This window comes from Myroides guanonis (genome assembly GCF_900114085.1).
GTDB classification, from domain to species: domain Bacteria; phylum Bacteroidota; class Bacteroidia; order Flavobacteriales; family Flavobacteriaceae; genus Flavobacterium; species Flavobacterium guanonis.
On sequence record NZ_FORU01000004.1, the window covers coordinates 134410 to 155708 of the forward strand.

At 31.0% G+C, this 21299-nt stretch carries 21 protein-coding genes; 11 read left to right on the plus strand and 10 right to left on the minus strand.

Features of this window, described 5'->3' with window-relative positions:
* Positions 1-260 precede the first annotated feature (260 nt).
* The 3 genes from BM024_RS05215 to BM024_RS05225 form a co-directional block, all read right to left on the minus strand.
* The gene (locus BM024_RS05215) at positions 261-707 is read right to left on the minus strand and encodes a hypothetical protein (RefSeq protein WP_143077723.1); all 447 of its coding nucleotides are present in this window, start codon (positions 705-707) and stop codon (positions 261-263) included.
* A 158-nt stretch (positions 708-865) separates the two neighbouring features.
* On the minus strand, positions 866-1810 hold the full coding sequence (locus BM024_RS05220; protein WP_090678405.1) for a YeiH family protein: 945 nt from the start codon (positions 1808-1810) through the stop codon (positions 866-868).
* Positions 1811-1877: 67 nt separating this feature from the next.
* The gene (locus BM024_RS05225; protein WP_090678406.1) at positions 1878-2774 is read right to left on the minus strand and encodes a LysR family transcriptional regulator; all 897 of its coding nucleotides are present in this window, start codon (positions 2772-2774) and stop codon (positions 1878-1880) included.
* Positions 2775-3140: 366 nt separating this feature from the next.
* On the opposite strand from BM024_RS05225, the gene BM024_RS05230 reads away from it, so the two are divergent.
* The 8 genes from BM024_RS05230 to BM024_RS05265 all read left to right on the plus strand — a co-directional run bounded on the left by BM024_RS05230 (position 3141) and on the right by BM024_RS05265 (position 11283).
* A complete protein-coding gene (locus tag BM024_RS05230; protein ID WP_090678407.1) occupies positions 3141-4097 on the plus strand; it encodes a Fic family protein in 957 nt (318 codons plus the stop codon).
* A gap of 333 nt (positions 4098-4430) precedes the next feature.
* Positions 4431-4955, plus strand: a complete 525-nt coding sequence (locus BM024_RS05235) for a hypothetical protein (protein WP_090678408.1) — start codon at positions 4431-4433, stop codon at positions 4953-4955.
* A 172-nt stretch (positions 4956-5127) separates the two neighbouring features.
* Entirely contained in the window at positions 5128-6036 is a 909-nt protein-coding gene (locus tag BM024_RS05240; RefSeq protein ID WP_090678409.1) for a hypothetical protein, read from the plus strand.
* Between the two features lie 178 nt (positions 6037-6214).
* Entirely contained in the window at positions 6215-7270 is a 1056-nt protein-coding gene (locus BM024_RS05245) for a hypothetical protein (protein ID WP_090678410.1), read from the plus strand.
* Positions 7271-7609: 339 nt separating this feature from the next.
* Positions 7610-7894 carry a hypothetical protein gene (locus tag BM024_RS05250; protein ID WP_090678411.1) on the plus strand — a complete coding sequence of 95 codons (285 nt, stop codon included), beginning with the start codon at positions 7610-7612 and terminating at the stop codon, positions 7892-7894.
* A gap of 173 nt (positions 7895-8067) precedes the next feature.
* Positions 8068-9129, plus strand: a complete 1062-nt coding sequence (locus tag BM024_RS05255) for a linear amide C-N hydrolase (RefSeq protein ID WP_090678412.1) — start codon at positions 8068-8070, stop codon at positions 9127-9129.
* Between the two features lie 401 nt (positions 9130-9530).
* Positions 9531-10334, plus strand: coding sequence for a hypothetical protein (locus BM024_RS05260; protein WP_090678413.1), 804 nt, complete (start codon positions 9531-9533; stop codon positions 10332-10334).
* Between the two features lie 565 nt (positions 10335-10899).
* Positions 10900-11283, plus strand: a complete 384-nt coding sequence (locus tag BM024_RS05265) for a helix-turn-helix transcriptional regulator (protein WP_090678414.1) — start codon at positions 10900-10902, stop codon at positions 11281-11283.
* 399 nt (positions 11284-11682) lie between these two features.
* On the opposite strand, the gene BM024_RS05270 is transcribed toward BM024_RS05265, so the two are convergent.
* Positions 11683-12066 carry a winged helix-turn-helix transcriptional regulator gene (locus BM024_RS05270; protein ID WP_090678415.1) on the minus strand — a complete coding sequence of 128 codons (384 nt, stop codon included), beginning with the start codon at positions 12064-12066 and terminating at the stop codon, positions 11683-11685.
* Positions 12067-12212: 146 nt separating this feature from the next.
* On the opposite strand from BM024_RS05270, the gene BM024_RS05275 reads away from it, so the two are divergent.
* The gene (locus BM024_RS05275; RefSeq protein ID WP_090678416.1) at positions 12213-12890 is read left to right on the plus strand and encodes a YceI family protein; all 678 of its coding nucleotides are present in this window, start codon (positions 12213-12215) and stop codon (positions 12888-12890) included.
* Between the two features lie 145 nt (positions 12891-13035).
* Here BM024_RS05275 and BM024_RS05280 read toward each other — a convergent pair whose 3' ends face one another.
* The 3 genes from BM024_RS05280 to BM024_RS05290 all read right to left on the minus strand — a co-directional run bounded on the left by BM024_RS05280 (position 13036) and on the right by BM024_RS05290 (position 15202).
* Positions 13036-13872, minus strand: coding sequence for a GNAT family N-acetyltransferase (locus tag BM024_RS05280; protein ID WP_090678417.1), 837 nt, complete (start codon positions 13870-13872; stop codon positions 13036-13038).
* Positions 13873-13972: 100 nt separating this feature from the next.
* Complete coding sequence (locus BM024_RS05285) at positions 13973-14704, minus strand: beta/alpha barrel domain-containing protein (protein ID WP_090678418.1); 732 nt, start codon at positions 14702-14704, stop codon at positions 13973-13975.
* 243 nt (positions 14705-14947) lie between these two features.
* Positions 14948-15202 (minus strand): TFIIB-type zinc ribbon-containing protein, encoded by a 255-nt coding sequence (locus BM024_RS05290; RefSeq protein WP_090678419.1) that lies wholly within the window; start codon positions 15200-15202, stop codon positions 14948-14950.
* Positions 15203-15515: 313 nt separating this feature from the next.
* On the opposite strand from BM024_RS05290, the gene BM024_RS05295 reads away from it, so the two are divergent.
* Positions 15516-16424 carry a sterol desaturase family protein gene (locus tag BM024_RS05295; RefSeq protein WP_090678420.1) on the plus strand — a complete coding sequence of 303 codons (909 nt, stop codon included), beginning with the start codon at positions 15516-15518 and terminating at the stop codon, positions 16422-16424.
* Between the two features lie 46 nt (positions 16425-16470).
* Here BM024_RS05295 and BM024_RS05300 read toward each other — a convergent pair whose 3' ends face one another.
* Both BM024_RS05300 and bla read right to left on the minus strand, forming a co-directional pair.
* Positions 16471-16890 (minus strand): PH domain-containing protein, encoded by a 420-nt coding sequence (locus BM024_RS05300; RefSeq protein ID WP_090678421.1) that lies wholly within the window; start codon positions 16888-16890, stop codon positions 16471-16473.
* A gap of 30 nt (positions 16891-16920) precedes the next feature.
* Positions 16921-17829, minus strand: coding sequence for a class A beta-lactamase, subclass A2 (gene bla, locus BM024_RS05305; RefSeq protein WP_090678422.1), 909 nt, complete (start codon positions 17827-17829; stop codon positions 16921-16923).
* A 309-nt stretch (positions 17830-18138) separates the two neighbouring features.
* On the opposite strand from bla, the gene BM024_RS05310 reads away from it, so the two are divergent.
* Positions 18139-18579, plus strand: a complete 441-nt coding sequence (locus BM024_RS05310) for a KTSC domain-containing protein (RefSeq protein WP_090678423.1) — start codon at positions 18139-18141, stop codon at positions 18577-18579.
* A gap of 129 nt (positions 18580-18708) precedes the next feature.
* Here BM024_RS05310 and BM024_RS05315 read toward each other — a convergent pair whose 3' ends face one another.
* A complete protein-coding gene (locus BM024_RS05315) occupies positions 18709-21279 on the minus strand; it encodes an SEL1-like repeat protein (protein ID WP_090678424.1) in 2571 nt (856 codons plus the stop codon).
* Between the last annotated feature and the right edge of the window lie 20 nt (positions 21280-21299).

Consider the following 21299-nt stretch of genomic DNA (forward strand, 5'->3'; position numbering starts at 1 on the left):
GATTTATATGATGAATTGATTTTTATGATTTGACAAGATGGTGAATAAGATTCTCTTACTTTACATGGTAATTTTAGACATTTTTAGATACTCTAGGAAAAGGATTAAGTATATTAGATATAAGATAGTTTGTTATGATTGATGATACCTATAAGTACTCGATTCTAACTTCTCAGATAATAGGGTGTGCTATGACGGTGCATAGAAGGCACAAGCGTGCTGCTTGCGCCAACGGGGGCTGTTCAAAGCTTTCGGCTTATTTATTCTGATAAGTCATGAGCTTTCTCATAATCATCTTGTGTGATTTCGTAAGTATATACATTCCCTTTTATAATAAATCCAGTTGGATTTTCTGAGTATAATGGACTGCCTTTAGTAGTAAAGCATAAGTTGGTAGTTTCCGTTTTGTCACAGATATACCCTTTTCCATTGTCGAAAGTTACTTGTATAAAGTCTCCATGAAAGTAACCTTTAAATTCATTGTTAATTTTGCTGTGAACATATTCAGGTGTAGTTTCATTAGGCAATATTGTTAGAGAATCTATTAGTTGTTCAAGGTTTTTGAGTTTTAGAGTTAAAGGGTGTTCAGAGTTGTTCTTAAATTTGACAACATATAAATCTTCGTCTTCAACGGATGTACAGCTGAACATAAAAAGCATTAGAAATGTTAGTAATATGGGGTACTTGTTAAAAATTAGATTTTTCATGTTAACTTGTTTAAAGCGTCTTGTATGTTGAGTTTTAGCTTAGGTAAATATACTATTGTTTCAGCTTAATAATTTTTATTTTTGGGCTAAAGTAAATTGGCGATATCGGGTTTTATATTCAATAAGTTATATAAAATATACTTGAGATTGTAAGAGAATTAATTGATGTACACTATATACAGCAAAGAGCTAAGTGAGATGAGAAGCCAAAGTCCAACTCCTTCTAAAAAGGGTCTAATGCCTACTGATTTTACTTTTTTATAGGATAATGAGGTACCTATTAAAAACAAAGTTAGTGTTAACATGGATTTGGATATTTCTACAATGTATGGACTAATTAATCCTATAATTGAAAAATACGAATTCAATATCATAGCTAATATAAAAAATCCAATAAAATAAGGGAGTTTAACCTTAGTTCCTTTATTCTTGAAAATCAAAGTTGAAAGAAATGCTACTGGAATAATCCACAATGAACGAGCAAGCTTTACGGTAGTGGCTACTTCTAATGCTTTATCGCCATATTTTGCTGCTGCTCCTACAACAGAGCTCGTGTCATGAATTGCTATAGCAGACCAAAGTCCAAAATCTACTTGACTTAATTCTAGTGCATGACCGATAATTGGGAATAATAGTAAGGCTAGTGAATTTAGTATGAATACAATTCCTAATGCCACTGATATTTGTTTTTCATCTGCTTTTATGACGGGAGATATTGCTGCGATTGCACTCCCACCACAAATTGCAGTTCCGGCAGAAATCAAGAAAGAAATCTTTTTATCTATTTTTAATTTCTTACCTATTAGGTATCCCGAAATCAATATGAATAATAGTGAGAAAACAGTTATAATAAACCCTTCTTTTCCCGCCGAAAGCGCGCTTTCTATATTCATTCCAAATCCCAATCCAACTACCGATATTTTCAATAATAGTCCAGTAGCCTTTTCAGATTGTTTGACATATGGATTTTGAAAAATTTGTGCATAAATAATACCCAATATTAGGGCAATTGCTGATGATATAAATGGAAATAAGCTAAGCAAGGCCAAACCGATAAATATTGTTTTCTCAATTGCTGTGTAATTACGTTTTTCTATTGTCATCTCTATTGTTTTAAAATACAAATGTCTCATCTATATCTAATAAATAGAAATACATAATTGTTATGACCTATAACTTTAAATTATGGGATTTTAGAAACCGAATAAATATCTCTTCAAGCGCACTTTCCTGACCTTGACGACCAACAATCGAAAATGTTCGACGAATATCGAGTCCTTCTACCTCCACGATTCTTAATTCATTGTTTTTTAGCTCTTTTAAAACAGCATGAATAGAAAGAAATGCAACACTATTAGAGTGCATCAAATACATTTTGATACTTTCTGTACTTGATAAACACATCTCGTGGTTAAGATCGTTTAAAGCTATTCCAATCTCTTTTAAGTTTGTTTCCACTACATCTAAAGTCCCAGATCCTGTTTCTCTAAATAGCAATGGTAACTCTTTTAATTCAGAAGGTGTTATAGAGTCTTTATTGATCAATGGGTTGTTGCTACCACAAACTAACACAATTTCATCTTCTATAAAATTAGTGTATTTAATTAAAGGATTCTTAGAATTACCTTCAATCAATCCAATATCTATCTTTTTTGTGAGTAAAAGATTCTCTATTACTGTAGTATTTTCAGAGACAACATCTAGGTATAAACTAGAGACTTTGTTTTTAAAAGCTGCCAATAACGGTGGTAAAACATATTGGGAAATAGTTGTACTTGCACCCACTTTTAAACTTCCGTTTACCTTCGCTTTTAGAGCGTGCATATCAAAATCTAGGTTTCTATAGACAGAAAAAATTTCTTCGGCATAGCTGTTTAGTAGTTCTCCTGCTTCTGTAAGGGATATTTTCATTCCATCTCTTGCAAAAAGTTTGGTTTGATAATGAGATTCTATTTCTTGGATATGTTTGGTTACAGCGGGTTGTGATATCATTAAATCATTCGCAGCTTTTGTAAAACTTCTTCTTTTAGCAACCGTATAGAAAACCTTTAATCGAAAATCAAACATATCATTTATTTATTAGAAATAATTTTTAAAGAAACTACTTGTCTGTTTTTTAGATAAACAGTTAGTTCTCATAAACGAAGTGTTACAAATATAATGGATGTTTAAAAGAAATTCAGGATATTAATTAGGCTATTTTTTAAAGTTATTGGATCTGTTTTTAAATTGACAGAAGGTTATATTTGGTTTTGATTGGTGATTTGTATCTTAATAATTTAAGATCGACTTGTTATTATGCCTGTAAAGATAATTGTCTAGAAAAAGAAGTGGTTTATAGGAAGTAAAAGTCTTTACTAAAATAGGAGTGCTTTTCTTTGTTAAAATTAAAAACTATATATTTGTGATAGTATCAAATGATAGTAAGGAATAATGAAACCACCCTACGAAATAACTTCAGAAATTTTAAAGTACATCGCTTCCATTTCAGAAAAAATAGGGGAGATTAGTGCGCGATATTTAATTAAGAGTGATCCAATATTAAGGAAACAAAATCAGATTAAAACAATTCATTCTTCATTGAGTATTGAGGGAAATACACTCACGGAAGAACAAATAACCGCTATTCTTGAAAACAAACGTGTTATTGGTCCGCAAAAGGATATTGTTGAGGTTTTAAATGCGCTAGAGATTTATAAAAACATTAGAAAATTGAAAGCGTCCAACGAAAAGGATTTTTTAAAAGCTCATAAATGCTTACTTAAAAACTTAATTCAAAATCCTGGAGAATATAGAAAACAGGGTGTTGGTATTGTGAAAGGTACAAAAGTTGAGCATATAGCCCCACCGTTTGAAAATGTGCCTTTTCTGATGAAAGACTTATTTGAATATTTGAAAGATAAATCAGAACTGACCTTAATTAAAAGTTGTGTCTTTCATTATGAATTGGAATTCATTCATCCTTTTATTGATGGCAATGGAAGAATGGGAAGATTATGGCAAACATTACTATTGATGGAAACCTATCCTATTTTTGAGTATTTATCTTTCGAAACGTTAATTGCCCAAAATCAAGATGCCTACTATAACGCATTAGCGTTATCTGACAAACTAGGGAAATCGACGAAGTTTATTGAATATATGTTATCTGTAATCGATAGATCTTTACAAGAAACGATAGCAAATTCTGGAAAAAAGCTTACTGTAGAAAATCGAATTGCCCTATTCTTGGAGCAAGATGTTTTCGAGTTTACAAGAAAGGATTATTTGAGTTATTTTAAAGAAATTTCTTCAGCAACAGCAAGTAGAGATTTAAAAAATGCCGTTGAGAATAATCTGATTATAAAGATTGGTGATAAAAAAACCACTATATATCAGAAATATAAATAGAGTTAAAGAAGTTCCTATGAATATTGAATGAATTGTTCAAAGAGAATTTTTAATATCTGAAAAATATAAAAATGAATAAAATAACGATAACTATATTTTATAATAGCAAAGTCTCAAGGATTTGAATATTAAAAATACTTTGAAATTCAATATGGTTTATTGAATAAAGACCCTAAAAAAAACAGAAAGGAAAGAAGGGAAGGGTAAAGGGAAATTGAAAAGCAGCACGGATTAAGTGAGTAAGATTCTCCTCTTGTAATTCTTTGAAAATTAGACTATCTTAATGAAATTATTAATTATCCTTTTCCTAGAGGGGATTTACAAGATGTGGCTATGTATAAACTATCAAATAATTATAAGCAGTTTGTTGATTATGGAAACGTCATCAACCCAATTATTAATGAAATTGAGTGTATTTTAGTGTTAGATGATTCTAAGTCACAAGATCTAAATAAGGTTCTACCTGCTGAAAGTGATATTAGAGAAATAAAAATGGAAGCGCTGGATTACTTGATTTCATATGCTAATTTCGTTTTGAAAGACAATGTTATATCAGAGGAGGAGTTGTATGATTTCACAGCCTTAAAACGCGTTTTTAGAATCGAGGAAGGGGATTTTATGAAATTTAAAAGCCTTGAAGTATTGGATGTTTTAAAACAGCAATTCTTAATGATGTATTCAGATAATTTTATTGATAAAAAAGAGGCTATTACGAACGTTAAGCTTCAAATTATGTTTGACTTGAGTTTTGATGAGTTCGAAAAACTGAAACAAGATGAAGTTATAAGTGCACTTATTGAAGGGGCTGACCCAAGGAATTTAGATATTTCAAAGCTTCCAAAGGGATTTGAATTTTAAATCAAAACGTTGTTTTAAATAGATTAAAGGAGGGACATTTTCCTGAGAAATAATAAACAACTATTTTTGAAAGCATCTATAAAATCACGTTTTTTTGATTAATTTCTGTCGATTAAAATTGGCATATTGAAAAGAATAAGTATTTTCACATTCGTGAATTAAAAACTTATTTATGAGGACTTCAATTTTTATTCTTTTTACTTTTTTATTTTTTTCGAAAGTTACCTCCCAGACACGACGAGATACTCTTGCAAATAACATCATACATTTTTATCCTGACTCTAAAGAATCATACTTTGAGTTGAAGGAGGAGATTGCAAAATTAAAATTATTAGAAGGAAAGAATAATCCTGAAATCCTATACAATAATCTAGAACGAATGTACGACTTCAAGGATTTTAATTATTTTAAAGAAATCTTGACTTTGCTTACAAAGGAATATGGTTTTAATATTTCTTATATGTCTGGTTATGAAAATTATTACAAATCGATTACTAAAGGAGATTTAGCGAAGTGGTTTAAAAAAATGTATGTTAAGAACCATTCGAAATGGTTAAGTAAGAATCTTGATAAACAAATTACTATTTATCAATTAAACGGATTGCATGCTAAGGATCAAGCAACTCATGTGGCATTGATAGATGTAATAAACAGTTTGAAGCTCAATAAGGAGCAAAGAGAAATCGCAATAGAATTGGATAAGGCTTATTTTCAAGAAAATGGAGAGATTCTATTAGAGATAGCCTCGAAAATTGGTTCTTTACCAACAGGAAACTCTTTTGCACTTATTCAAAAACCTTACAACATAGTTGAAACTCATAATCTGCAAGTAGACTTTTCTTCATTTTTAAGCAAAATATACCCTTATTACCGACAATCATATCTCAACAAGGATATATCCTCTATAAGATTTAGAAATGTAGATTCATTTAAATTTCTTGAAGATGAGAACCAAATTTTTGGATTGCTCAAACTTGAAAATATTCCCGAATATTTAAAACAAGAATATTCTGTTGATTCTATTCCATTAGAAAATCCAGAACAAACAGAAAAATTCAAAGAAGAGTTAGGATGGTTTTAAAGAATTTTATGTAGCTGTAGGAAGGGATATTGAGAGAGGCTAAGAATCAAGGTTTTATTTAAACATCTGTTCTTGAATTAAAGAGAATAAGAGATTTTAAAATATCCCTTTTTTTTGAAAAAATCTCAAAATAAATTGTCATTTTAAAAAGATTTATTATTTTCACTTTTTTTAAAATATGAAAACATTTCTTTTTACTTTCTTTTTTTTCATTGTATATCACAATACAATCTCACAATCTTTAAACTACAAGGTCTATCATGAAAAAATAAATCATGCTGAAGAACTTTATTTTGTTAAGAACGAAACCGATTCTGCATTGACAATATACGATGAGGTGTTTTTAGAGTTTAATGATTTCATCTTTTTGAAAGATTTTTTAAATGCTGCACAGATTTCTATGTTTGAAGGTCGTAATCCTGAAAATTATATTATTCCAGCTTTCAGATTTGGTTTCAAAATTAATGATTTAAAACATTTTCCTATTTTAAGTAAACTTGGAGTAGAGTACAAGAAGAACAAACTTATCATTAAAAAAGAAGAGGAATTTCGAAAGCTATATCTAGACAATATTGATGTGGATTATTTAGCTTGGATCTATACACTTGCAGAGGAAGATAATAAGGCTAAAAACAAAAGAGATAAATATTTCGATAAAGTTTTTATACCGAGAAACATTAAAGCTTTAGAAGAAAAAATTAGTACTATTGGTTTTCCTGGTGAAAAATTTTTGGGAATCGTAGAGGATTCTATTTTTAAAGAGTTAGGTAATGAACGTTATAAGGATTTCCCAGAGTCGCAAGTACTATCCAACATAATGAGCGATACTTCTTACTATGAAAAAATGGCTTCTATATTGGTATATCCGTTCTTACTTCATAATAAATGTTCCTTTGCTTATTTTAGAAAAACTTTTTTAAAGGAAATTGAAAAAGGAAATATGCACCCTAGAGATGCTGCGCATATTTTTGATGATAATCAAAGGTATCAGTCAAGAAGAACACCTAGTAAAGAATATAGCTATACTTGTAATAACAGTACGTTTAAGTATGAACTTTATTATGTAAACGACACAAGGACTATAAGAACGGATAGAACCCAAGCAGAGATTGTAAAGAGAAATAAAAATAGAGCTGCATTATATTTATGCTCTATTGAGGTAGATGAAGCTAAACAGGAATTTGTAGATAAACATAATTTTAGATTATTCACAGGTCATTGGATCACTAGATAAATGGATTTAATTTTAGATGATTTCATATAAGTGGTTGAGTTCAATGTCTCCTTTAACACAGAATACAGTAAAACTATCTGCTTTGTTAATTGTAATTCTCCTGCTTTTGATATAGAACTTATACTTTCGTTGAAATAATTATTTATAGTAGGGATATTATGATGTAAAATTTATACATAGATTTTACATTCTATTTCGTTTAAAACTAGATGATTATTTAAAGTAACGAAAAGAACGAATCAATCATCTACATGAAGTTTAAAGTCATATTAGCTACTCTGTTTTTTATTTGTAAACGCAGTTTTATTTTCATAGGAAAACTATAGAATTAAAGGTTCTGTGGTCAATTCTGATAACAGTCGTATTGATGAGGCAGAAATATATATTGTCAAGACTAAAAAGAAAGCTATTACTACCAAAGACGGTATTATCAAAATCAACGTGAAAGAATCAATTTTTGAATTCTCTCCAAATTTTATGGACCTTTTACAAAAACTTCCTAGTGTATTGGTTTCTCCAGATAAAGAAGAAGTGGTCTTGACGCTTCGTTATATTTTTAGAGGGATAAAAAATTCTAAATTCAATGATAAAGACATAAATGAAAATAGTGGGAGAATTAATTAGTAATAGGATTAGAGAGTAAAGAGGCTAAGGGGCAAAGGAGACAAGAAGTAGAGGGGTTAAGAGGTGAAGAATTTTGAGTCAACAATAGTTATAACTTATTCAGATGATTTTTTACATTGATTTATTGTTTTAACATTTGTATTTTTTATAAATTTAGAAGAAAATTATGCTTTATGAAAAAATCTAATGTTTTTAAAACCGCCATTGCTCTTACAACAATTGCTTTATTTGGTACAACAGTAGAAGCAGATGCTTGTACGAGAGTTGTCTATAAAGGTCCAAATAATACAATTATTACTGCTCGAAGTATGGATTTCTCCATAGCTATACCTTCTAATCTATGGTTGTTTCCCAGAGGAATGGAACGCAACGGTAGTACAGGTAAAAACACTGTTAAATGGACTTCTAAGTATGGTAGTATGACTACTAGCTCTTGGGATATAGCAATTTCCGATGGTATGAACGAAAAGGGGCTTGTTGCTAATATGCTCTGGTTGGTTAGTTCTAAGTATCCTGATTTTTCTAAAGATGGCAAGGGTAAGGATGGTCTTGCTGTTTCTCTTTGGGCACAATACACCTTGGATAATTTTGCTACTGTTGCGGAAGCGGTTGAAGAGTTTAAAAAAGAAAAATTTGTTATCGTAACGGATTTTATCCCTGGGACTGACAAGTATACGACAGTTCATCTTTCTATTTCTGATGCTAGTGGTGATAATGCTATTCTGGAATATATCAATGGAAAGCTCGTGATTCATCATGATCCTTCTTATACTGTAATGACCAACGATCCTGTATTTGAAGATCAATTGGCGATTAATGAATATTGGAAGGGTATTCCTGGAAATATATTCCTTCCTGGTACAAACAGAGCTGCTGACCGTTATGTTCGTGCTTCTTATTATATTAAAGCTATTCCTCAAACAGACGATACTAGAATTGCTATTGCAGGGGCTTTTAGTGTTATTAGACAGTGTTCTGTTCCATATGGTATCTCTACGGAGGGGTTTCCTAATCTTTCTACTACCAGATGGAGAACGGTTTCTGATCAAAAAAATCTAGTTTATTATTATGAAGATGCTCTTAGCCCAAATGCAATTTGGGTTGATTTGAAAAAGCTAGATTTTAGTAAAACTGGTAAAGTAAAGAAGCTTGCTTTAGATAAAAACCAGATTTATGCTGGCGAAACATCTCAACAATTTGTTGACACTAAACCATTTGTTTTTCAGGGAGTTTAAGCTGTAAAAGTTTTACTTTTAAAAAGTGTCATCGCATTGATTGAATCTTTAAAAACTTGTTTTTCTTCGTCTCAAACTTTTAGATGGTAATCTTTTAAAAATTATGTCTGATTAAGGTGTCTAGATTTTCTTGCTTAAGAGTAGTTTTAAGATTGATTATTCCATGTAGTTTTTTAATTACTTAGATGTTCTTGTGATTTAAGGAAGGGGTTTTATCAATTTTAAGATTTATAGAAATCAGAATACACAGGGTGTTTAAGGTTGTTTTGTTAGTTAAGTTGTTATTACTTATTATATTATGTGTTTATTTGATTTAAACCTATATCTTTGAATTAACATTTAATTATATTTATTTTATAATAATGTTTTAACTATAGACTAACATTTAAAACAGCTTAAGTATGCTAAGAAAATTATTACTATTTACATTTTTCGGATTAATGCCTATTTGTATTACAGCTCAGGAGAATGAAACTGATTATGAATTGCGTTCAAACGAGAAAAAAGGATGGATTATTGATAAGGACGGAAATAAGATTGAGGGAATAGTGAAGTTGATGGGAGACGAAGATTCACCTTGGGAGAATCAATTGAAAGTGAGATTTATTGCTAATTCCGACATTGACTCAAGTAAAAAAAGACAAAAATTAAAAGTACTTGATGCTAATGACTTAAAGGGGTATGCAGCTTATGATGATGATGTATTACGTGAATTTGAGCTTATCAGTTATAAGAATTTTAGAGAAGCTTCTAAAAATGACGGTGGCGGTATTGGAGGAAAGATTAAGATGATTAAAAACATATCTCAATCTAGTTATATTGCAGAAGTTCTTGTTAAAGGACCAGTAACTGTATATAGGCTTTATGCTTTACCAACCTCTGTTGCTGTTGGAGAGAAAGATATTCAACAAATGGAAAAAGATATTAGAGACATTAAAGGTAATCCAAGTATTTTGGTTTCTAAAAACGGTAGTAAAGTTGAGGAATTAAATAGTAGTGATTTTAAAAAGTTCACTGAAGATTGTGACTTTGTACGCTCTAAAATGTTGAATAAAGAATATGCTAGCTATAATCCAGAGAAAGAAGAAAAGAAAAAATCAAAACTTGGGTCTTTGATTAAAAGTGAAGCTGAGTTAAATGGGTTTAAAGTTCAAAAAATGGCTTATGAAATTTTTGCGGACTACAACGCTAATTGCAGTAAGTAGTATTTTTTATAGTTGACTAAATATTCTAGCTATGGGGCTATCAATAATTTTATTGATAGCCCCATTTTTTATATTCTTTACCATACCCTCTATAAAAGATTATTTAATGCTAGATACTAGTATAAGATGTTTTTATGTTAAAAATAATTTATAACAATTTTTGGTGATTAATATTTTTTGAGCTATTTTTGACACTATATGTATTGTGTTGCTTATTATTAATATTGTTCCTGTTTTTTATATGGAATTTTTAATTTGTAATAACTGATGGTATTTAAGTTTAATTTCAAAATTAAACGAATCTTTAGGGGAATTGAGTGATTTTTTTAAAGTTTGTTTTTGTTGAATTTATAATCTTGTTTATCGCATTCATATACCATCCTTCCTAACATTTAAATAATGGTGGTTTTATAGTTTAGAAAAAGGCTATAACTCACAATTATTACTAACGTATTACGATTTATTTTATGTATCGGTAATTCATTTTTGAATCCGATATAAATAATTAATGGTTCTAATATTAATCGAGAAATTTTAAATAAAGAAATAATTAAAAAATCAAAACATGGGAGATATAGTATTTACTAATAGATTAAGAAAAATAGCTAAGTCAAAAGGAATCAGTAATAATTTGTTAGCTATTTTAATGGATGTAGATGGTACTATGATTACTAGCTGGATGAATAATATTGTCCAACCTAATGAAAAGCAAATAAAACGGTTGACCGAACTATTAGAAGTTAGCTATCAGGACTTGATATTTGATGATAGTATAGGAAAAGCTAGATCATTAGAGGATGAGTTTGATAATCTTATTAGAAATAAAAAAATGTCATTAAAGGTTTTGGTAACCGACAAAAAAACGGGTAAAGCAGAAAAAGTTTATAACCCAAAAATTATAAAGACAATGAAAACGTTAGAAGCTGAATATAAGAAGGCAAAGAAATAGCGAAGGGGGTTGTATGTTAATTCGTAAATGCGAAGATTCGTTAATTTGTTGGATTGATCATCAAGTTTTAGTTAATGGATTAATATAGTATCGAATCCAGCAATCGGGGTAGTTTAGAGCAAAGGAGTAAAGGGGCAAAGAGGTTGGATTGAGTATGTTAATCCGTTAATGCAATGATGCGTCGAATTTGTTGGATTTATCTTCAAGTTTTAGTCAATGGATTAATATAGTATTGAATCCAGCAATCGGGGTAGTTTAGAGCAAAGGAGTAAAGGGGCAAAGAGGTTGGATTGAGTATGTTAATCCGTTAATGCAATGATGCGTCGAATTTGTTGGATTTATCTTCAAGTTTTAGTCAATGGATTAATATAGTATTGAATCCGGCGGGGTGGTTTAGCTCTAAGAGGAACTTTTTGTATCGCTTTCGGTGTATAAGTTTTTTCTGTAATCGGCTCCCCATTTTGCTATTTCGTCTATAATTGGTTTTAATGTTTCACCATATTTTGTGACTTCATATTCTACTGTAATTGGTTTGGTATTGAGTACTGTACGACTTACAAGGTGGTTTATTTCTAGACTTTGTAGTTCTTTTGATAGCATTTTTGCAGCTATACCATCGACTTCACGTAAAAGGTCCATAAAACGCATTTTACCTCCCTCCATCAATGTTCCCAATATGTGAAACTTCCATTTTCCTGATAAGATTTCCATTGCGTCATTAATAGCATTGAAGTGTGCTTTGCATGTTTCTTTGTTATTTATTTTTGGTTCTTTCTTGGCCATCTCACTTATATTTATTTCAAAGTTACGAAAATAGGAACATTCTATATAGTTTCCAAGAGGAAAGTAGTTTCCAAAGGGAAACTAATAGCAATTGTAAAGTACAAGTGTAGTAAATTTGTACCACTTAATTTTTAATTTAAAGTACAATGAATAAATTTTTGATTTTAGCGGTAATGGCTTCTGCATTATTAGCTTCATGTGGTGGATCTAACGGAGATAAGGCTCAAGTTGCAACTGAACAACAAGTTGCTGAACAAAAAGGTTCAACTTATACGGTTGATACTGCTACTAGTTCAGTGAATTGGAAAGGTTACCATAAAGGTGGTTTTGATCCAAGATTTGGTACTCTTAAAACAGAAGGTGTTGTTTCTGTTGAAAATGCTGCTATTACTGGAGGTTCATTCACTATTGATATGAATTCAATTGCGACTGACGAAAGTTCTGTTGATCCAATTACTACTGGTGGGAAAACTGCTGCTGATTTAGACGGGCATTTGAAAAATGCTGATTTCTTTGAAGTTGAAAAATACCCTACTGCTAAGTTTGAAATTACAGAAGTAAAAGCTTTTGATGCTGCTACTGAGAAAAGTGTTTTAGAGGGTGCTACTAATGTAATTAGCGGTAATCTTACTATTAAAGATAAAACTGTAAATGTTAGTTTCCCTGCGAAAGTAGCTGTTTCTGAGAATGAAGTTAGCTTACAATCAAACTTCACTATCAATAGACAAGATTGGGGATTGACTTACGGTACTGAAGGTGATGCTAAAGACTGGATGATTTCGCAAGAAGTAGATATGGAATTAAACATTGTTGCTAAACAATAATTATACAATAGACTTCTTTTCTTACTAATGAAGTATGAGACTTTAGTTTATTCTTTAGTTTTTATTAATTAAAAGCCTTTCCTATTATCTAGGAAAGGCTTTTTTATGATTCTGAATGACAGTTAGTTTTAGGTTTATTATGTATTTATAAAACCTTAATCATCTCATATTGGTTGATTCTATTAACGAGTCCTTGCTTTTCGAAGAATAGTTTTACATTTTGTGCTCGTTCGTCTATATTGTTTATTCTCGCTTCTTCTTTTAATAATCTTTTTCCAACTTGTTCCATTAGTTGTGTTCCTATTCCTCTTCTTCTGAAATTTGGGGCTACTGCTATTTGAGATATCTTTTTGCCTTTACTATTGAATATAATATATCCAACTAGTTCGTCATTGACAAACGATCCAAATGCTTCTTGTTTTACAGTTTCCATACTTTGGTTGTCATTCTGCCAACTTGGTATTACATCCCAAAAGGTTTGAAGTACATCCCATGGAAGGGTTTTCATTTCTTCGATTTTTATGGGATTAGTGCTTGCTTGAGTTTTGATTTCTCCGCCAAAACACAATAATTTTCGATTTACTACAAATCCGTTTTTTTCGTAAGAACGAATTGCGGGTAAATTATTTTCTATTACTTCTAATACTATTTTTTCTGCTTGTTCTACTTTTAAGTATGGGAGTATGTAGTCATACATTTTACCTATTAATCCTTGTCCTCTATGTTTGGGTATTATCCCAGTTCCTGCGTTATAAATGGATTTTTTACTGTTTATTTCACGTACACCGTGCATAATGAAAGCAACAAGATTTTCTTCTTCAAATACTCCTATTGACCATTCTAATTGAATGTTTTCTTGGGTTATTTTGAATTCTAATTGTTCTTCATTGAGTTTGAATGGAACTATATAATCCGCAAAAGCGTCATTGAAAGTCTTTAGTAGAGATGTTTTGTCTTGTTGTGTTAAGCGACGTATGTGCATTTTTAGAAAATTACTTTGGTAGTTCGTTGATTCGTAAATTTAGTAATTTTTAGTTTGCAAAAATTGTAATCATTAAGCAAAGGGATTTAGTAGTTATAAATTATCGTTTAAAAAGCCTATCAAACCATCTTATGTTTGTTCGATATTTCGTCATAATTTCTTTAAAAAGGAGTGAGGATGATGGGGGTGTTAATACTACGGCACTCGCATTGCTTTTTATTGTTTTATCTAAGGATTCTATAGATTGCCCTGCTGTTGATATACAGGGTGTTTTCGGATAGGTTTTGCGCAAATGGTTTAATAGTTCGTTTGTTTGGTTTCCTCCTGTTACATTGAATATATCTACTCCTGAATCAATCCTCTTTTGAAAATCAAAATCCATTGTGCTGATACTTGAGATTATCGGAATGGTTATTTGTTGTTTCATTTTTTTGATGTCTTCATTTTTGAACGGCTGATTTACTATCACAGCGCAAGCTCCTAGTTTTTCTGCTTCAACTGCCATTTGTATAGAAACCGCTCCTTGTGTTACTCCACCTCCTACACCACAAATAACTGGCTTGTTGCTAAATTTTATGATGGTTTCCATTATTTTCTCTGAAGGGGAAAATGGATAAACTGCTAAGATAGCATCGCAATTACTGTTTTCTATTAGAGCTAAGTCTGTTGAGAATAATATAGATTTTACTTTTTGTCCGTTCAAGTCTATTCCCTCACAATATTCATGTATTAGTAATGGAGCATTAAGTTTTTTAGATTTTTTCTTTCTAATACCTATTCTAGTTAATAAATCAGTTTTATTGGAAAGGTTCCATATTGATATATGATTCATAACACTTCTTCTTTTGTTAGACTTTTGGTTTCCTACAAACTTATCTTATATGAGGTATTGAAAAATAGATCATGTAGTTAATGGCTTTAATTATGGAACAAACAGTGTTTTTTTTGTATCAAAGTTTTCTTGGTTGTTGTGGTTTTGCGATTTTTTGGGAATAAAAGTTATTGATTGTATTTATTAAAAAAGCCTTTCTTATTTTTAATAAGAAAGGCTTTTGATATGATTTGCTATTATATTCTAAAGGTCGAACAAATCGCTTAGAAAAGAACTTTTTTTCTTGTAAGGAGTGTTTTTGTGAGAGTTATTATCATAAGATTGATTGTGTCCTCTTTCAAATGTGTTTTTCTGTTCATAGGGTTCCGTTGAACGCTCAATGATTTTCTCAAGTTCTCCACGATCTAACCATATGCCTCGGCAACTTGGACAGTAATCGATTTCAATACCTTTTTTTTCACTCATTAGTAGCGTTTCATTACAACTTGGACATTTCATATAATCTAAGGTTTAATTTATGGTTAAGAGTCAAATATAATGTTTTTGTATATACGCTTATTTAGATTTATTAATGATTGCCGTTATTTATGAATTAAATAACATGATTGCCTCTTCATTGGAATAAATTGGTTAAATGTGTAGTTGAAGTATTCAGTAGGAAAGGTTATTAATTGTGTTTTTAATTTCTTGTCAATTAGTTTTTTGATGTTTGTTTTCTCATTTAATGACATCATTTAACATTAATATTATATCAGTAATTGAAATTTTCTAGTAAAAAGGTCGTTGTAATTATTAATCCAAAATATTATTTATGCATAGATTATTTGGCGCACAACCCATTCCTTATGAAGATATTGATAGACTAGAACAACAATCAGGTGATTTGATAGTATATGCTATTCCTCTCATGGCTTTTTTTACACTCCTTGAAATATGGTATTCTTGGCATTCTCAAAAAAGAAATTACGATACGAAAGAAAGTTTAGGGTCTTTATTTGCGGGACTGGGTAATGTTGTAATTAATTTATTTTTCAAAGTTGGTTTGATTTATGGGTCGATTTACATTTATAATTTAGTACCGTGGAGGATGGAACTAAACTGGTGGACGATGATTCCTTGTTTGTTAATGTTTGACTTTTGTAGCTATTGGGCTCATAGGATTTCTCATTTTAATCGTTTCTTTTGGGCTACTCATGTGATTCATCACAGTGCTGATAATTACAATTTGACAGTGTCTTTTAGGTTGAGTTGGGTTCAGCATTTCAAGATTTTATTTTTTCTTCCTGTTGCTTTTTTAGGTTTTCATCCTGTGGTCTTTTTTCTTGTAAATCAGATTTCTGTTCTTTTTCAGTTTTGGCAACATACTGAGTATATTGGAAAGCTTCATCCTATTGTTGAAAGGTTTATTGTTACTCCTTCTAATCATAGGGTTCATCATGGTTCTGATGAGAAATATATAGATAAGAACTTTGGTGCTATTTTTATTTTTTGGGATAGACTCTTGGGGACTTATCAGATTGAGGAGGAAAAACCTACTTATGGTATCACGACTAAAATGGAGAATAAATTGAATCCTTTGCACTTGAATTTTCATGAGTATGAAGATATGCTAGAGGATGTAAAGCAGGCAAAATCTTTTAAGGATAAGTTGTTTTTTGTTTTTGGGAGTCCTGGAAGAATCGCACAGGTTAAAAAGAAGAAACAGTCTGATGCCGCATGATAGTTTCTTTTAACTAGTTCGCTGATTGTATTTTTAGGTTTTGTAGTTATTCTACTAATCTTATATTAGGGTTAATAGATACTAATTCATTTACTAGTTCGGTGTTGCTTTTTGGAGCGATGTATAGCTCATCGTATTTGTTGTATTTGATTATCAGTCCTTTGCCAGTTAGTGCAGGTTTGGTTCCAACCCATAGGGTTTTACCTATGATAATTTCTTCTATTTTGTGAATGTCTATTTTACCTTTTAGGAAGGCTGATTTGTAGTATAATTGGTTGTTTTTTATATAATAGCGTGTATCTAGGTATATCCAAATGAGAAGTAATACGGGTAGGAGTGCAGGAATTAATATGAAGTAATTGTCTAAAATTGCTTCTTTGTCTATGAATAGAATAATCAATGGTAATAATGCAGCTATGATTATATAGACTACGAATCCTTTTTTGTTGGCTTTAAATTTTTTCATACTTGGAATGAGTGACCAGTCTAATTAGATTTAGTTTTCTGTGCTTGAAAAATAGTCCCAAGCTGATTTTGCAATATCAGCAATTATTTTTTCATTTGTTTCGGTGTCTTCTATTGAGTTTGTAATGAAAATACTGATGTAAAAGTAGTTTCCATTTGGAAGAAAAACTATTCCAATATCATTTACAGCAGCCGAAATACCTGTTTCTTCGTTTACTCCAGACCAACCTGTTTTATGTGCTACGAGAGTTCCTTTTGGCAATTGACCTTTTAGTCGGGTTTTCCCTGTTTCGGTTTCTTTCATTATATTCCATATAAATTCATGGTTTTTATGAGAGAGCTGATTTTCTTTGTTCTCATAAAAGGCTTTAAGGATGTTATTTGCTTCTTTTGGAGTTGTCCAATTTAAGAATTGCATATCCCAATTGTTTTGCATGGTTTCTTCATTAATTTTAACTTCAAAATCATTGAATCCCCTTTTATGAAAATAGTTTTCGACAGCTATTGGACCTCCCAGTTTTCTTAATAAAACGTCACAACCAACATTGTCGCTAGACATGACTGTATATCTCAAAATATTAGCTATGCTTAAGATTCCTCCCTCGGGGTATTCCTCTCTTAGTGGACTCCAAAGGGTTGGTAAAAGTTCGTTTTTAGATATAGTTATTTTTTGGTCCAGAGAGAAGTTTCCTTTATCTATTTCTGATAACATGGTTAGTGCTATGGGAAATTTGAATACGCTTTGCATTGGAAAGTGTTCTGTGCCACGAATGCTTAAAGTATCTTCTGGATTCGTTCCTTGTATAGCTAATCCAACTATTGCATTTTTTGATTTCGTTATCGCTTCTATGTTATCGCGTAAGTTCTCAATGGTTTGAGCTTTTGCTTTATTTGAAATACACATTGTTATTATAATGGATAATACGACTAACTTTTTCATTTTTATTTGTGTTGAAGTGGTGTACTTGATTTTTATAGGACTGTTATTTAGTATAAGGATATTAAAAACCGCATTTTTAATTGGTCAAAGGTAGCAATAGTTCGATTGTTACTTAGTGTTTATATTGTTTTGTCTAGGAGAAATTGACTGTATTTTTTAATCCTTTTGATATTACAGGTGTTTAAACAGCATTATTTAGATTTTTTATAGTGTATGGAAGATTTATAAAACCTAATGTAATATGATTCATAATAATAGCTTTAGTTCTAAATATATAACGTAATTTTGTGGCCGCAAAAAAGCAAGTTTATGAAACGTATTAACGAATACAAAAAACTCTTCGGGGTTGTGAATGAGATTGATTTAAAGAGTTTAAAAACAACCTATAGAGATTTGGTTAAGGAATGGCACCCTGACAAGTTTCAAGATGGAGATGCATTAAAGGAAGAAGCTGAACTTAATAGCCGCAGGATTATTGATGGTTATCATTTTTTGATTAGTATTGCGCCGGAAACTATTGCTGCTAATTTAGAGGAATATACTAGTACTATTAATGAAGTTGGTATTGATTATCTACAGCACAAAGGTTTGGTTCTAGAAATCACTTATTTGGATGGTAATACTTATGAGTATTTCGGTATTGATAAAAAGATGTATATGAAAATGTTGAATAGTGGTAATTTAAATCGCTTTGCTAAACGTAATATCTACATCAAGCATTTATATAGAAAGTCTAAACGAGGAGAATAGATTTTAATTCTATAATTTTTCTTCGATGTATTGAATAAATTACATCAAGTAGAGGCATGAGAGATTAAACTTTTGTTTTGTTACAATGGTTTAATCTCTCATTTTTTTTACATGGTCTTCTCCATGTTGTTATTTATCTTTCTTCTTAAATAGTTTGTTGAGTAACGATTTTTTAGTTTTTTGTTCTGTTTTGTTTATCCCCAATTGCTCATAGTCTAGTTCTATTTCGTTTTCTTCAGCATAGTTTATCCATTTTTCAAATTGTTGAGTGTTTTGATATTCGCTATCGGGACGGTAATGAAAGAGCAGTTGTTGTACTGCATAAGGATAGTTATTAATTGTAAGTGCTTTCTCGTAGTGATTTATTGCTTTTGTTATATTTTCCTTTAAACCACCTAATCCTCGTTCATACATGATGCCATAATAGATAGGTGAGAATTCTTTGTCGTAGTCTTTTTTCAGTAGGGATACTGCTTTCGTGTACTCTTCTTTTTGAAAATAGATGTCCGTGAGTTGTTCTGAATAGAAGTATTTTAGTTTTTGCGCTTTTAGATAATAGTCTAATGCTTTTTCATAGTCTTGATCTACATGTTCTCCATAGTAGTATAGGTCACCTAGGTTTCCAAAGCCTAAACCATTACCCCATTGTCCCGCGTTTTGATAGGCTTCTATTGCCTTTTTAATGTCTTGCTTACGTCCTATTCCATTTTGATAGTGATAGCCTAAATTATTGCTTGCTACTTTTGATTTTAAAGCTGTTGCTCTTTCAAATAATTGGAGCCCTAAGTCTAGGTTTATTTGTGGTTCTTCTTCATTGGTATAAATAATTCCTAGTTCCGTCATCATTTCTGAGTGGTTGCGATTAGCTCCTATCTTGAAGACTTCTATTGCTTCTTCGGTATTGTCTTCACGCAGTAAATTTAATCCAAGTTGGTATAGGGTATCGTTGTCAAAATGATTGAGATATTCTTGTCCGATTTGTTTTTTCCATTTTCCATAGAAGTTTTTGAATTGTTCTTGATCGGATTTGTCTAGGTATTCTTTGTTGTTATTGAATTGTCCTATTTGAGCTGGGGTTGCTTTTTCTATTTTTGCTTCTTCATCAAGATAATACAAAGTGTCTTCTGCGTATAGTAGGAGTTCGACTTCTTCAAAATTTATTGCTTCTGATATATAGTTATATAGTGGACTTAGTTGTTGTGTTGAGCCATCCCAGTAATACATTCCTTGGTTTACTTTTATTTTTAGAAATTGTTTTCGTAGATGTGCTATTTTAAGATATTCTAGATTGGGAGGTAGTAACCAATTGTTTTGTGATGCGTCGTATATCCCATTTCCATTTTTGGTTTTTAGAATGTAGAGGTTTTGAAAGTAATTGGATAAGTAATCTATGTTGACTTTTTGAATCTCTGTGTTTTCGAGTAAGTATTGTTGTTTTACGCAATCGTATAGGTACCATTTCTCGGCTTTGTTATAAGCAAGTGTTTGGTAGTTGGATAGGGTAATAATTTGGTTTATTTCAGTTTCTAGTTTTTCACCTCTTGGGTTAATGATTGTGATTTCTTTTAGTGGTTTAAAAGGTTTTAGGTAGAAATAGTTATTGGGTAGTTGATGTAATTCATTTTCAAAATATTCACCTAAAAGAACTCCATTATCATTATAATAGTTACGTTTAGCAGTGTTTTTTTGTGATGTGAAGAAGAGGTTGACGTATTCAAATTGAAATGGAGTTTCGCTTTCAATGTCGAATGTTGTTTCTTTCGCACTATTTATGATTCTATATGTCCCGTTTTTTCTTGCGTTAAAGTAGTTTGCGAAAATGTGGTTCAATTCTTCGTATTGGGTTGGGATTAGCAACTGATTTTTTTCGATTGCTACTAGTCCTTGTTTGTTTTGAGTGGTTACGATACTTGCTTTTTGAAACTCCAATGTATCGTCTGTTGTTGGAGTTATTTCATATATGTCAAATGGTGATTGTATGTTGTCATATATGCAGGGTACTATTTCTTTTCCTAAGGTGTTTATGAATCCGAATTTATTGTTTTTTTCAACGCATGCAATGCCTTGGTCGAATGTCTCAATTTGTGCATAGGTTGGGGGTAGGATAGTTTCTCCATTCGAGTTTTTGAGTCCGTATAGATTATTTTCTTGAAAGGTTTCTACGTAGTGGTATTTATAAGTATCTGGATTCCAATATCCCAATCCGTATTCTACCCAGTCGGTTTGTAATAGATCTAGAAAGGACGTGTATCCGAATGTTTCTAGTAGGGGGTGTAATACAGCTAAGTTTTTAGTTTCAATGGCTAGTAGATATAACTGTATTTGTTCTTGAATTTCTAACTTCCAGGTTTTGCATTGACTATTATTACTTTCTTCATTCATATTGAAAACATCTGTTCCGTCAATTTGAAAGTTTTCAAATGGTAGGTCATCTAAAAATTCAAACATTTTATGTGTAGCTTGTTCGAATTTCAAATTTTCTTGTAAATGATATTCATCGACTAATAAGTTATAGAATTTTCTCAATAGTTCTATTCCACCTTGCCGATTTGCATATAACTGTGTTCTTTTAGAGTGAAGATTAATTCCGAATAGTGGAAGTAGGAGTGGTGAAATGACATAATTCCATTCACCTAAGTAGGTTGGATGGATTTCGGTTAATGAGGTATTTACGTTATAGATATAAATGCGGTGTGCCATTTCCGAGTTGTTTTGGTTGG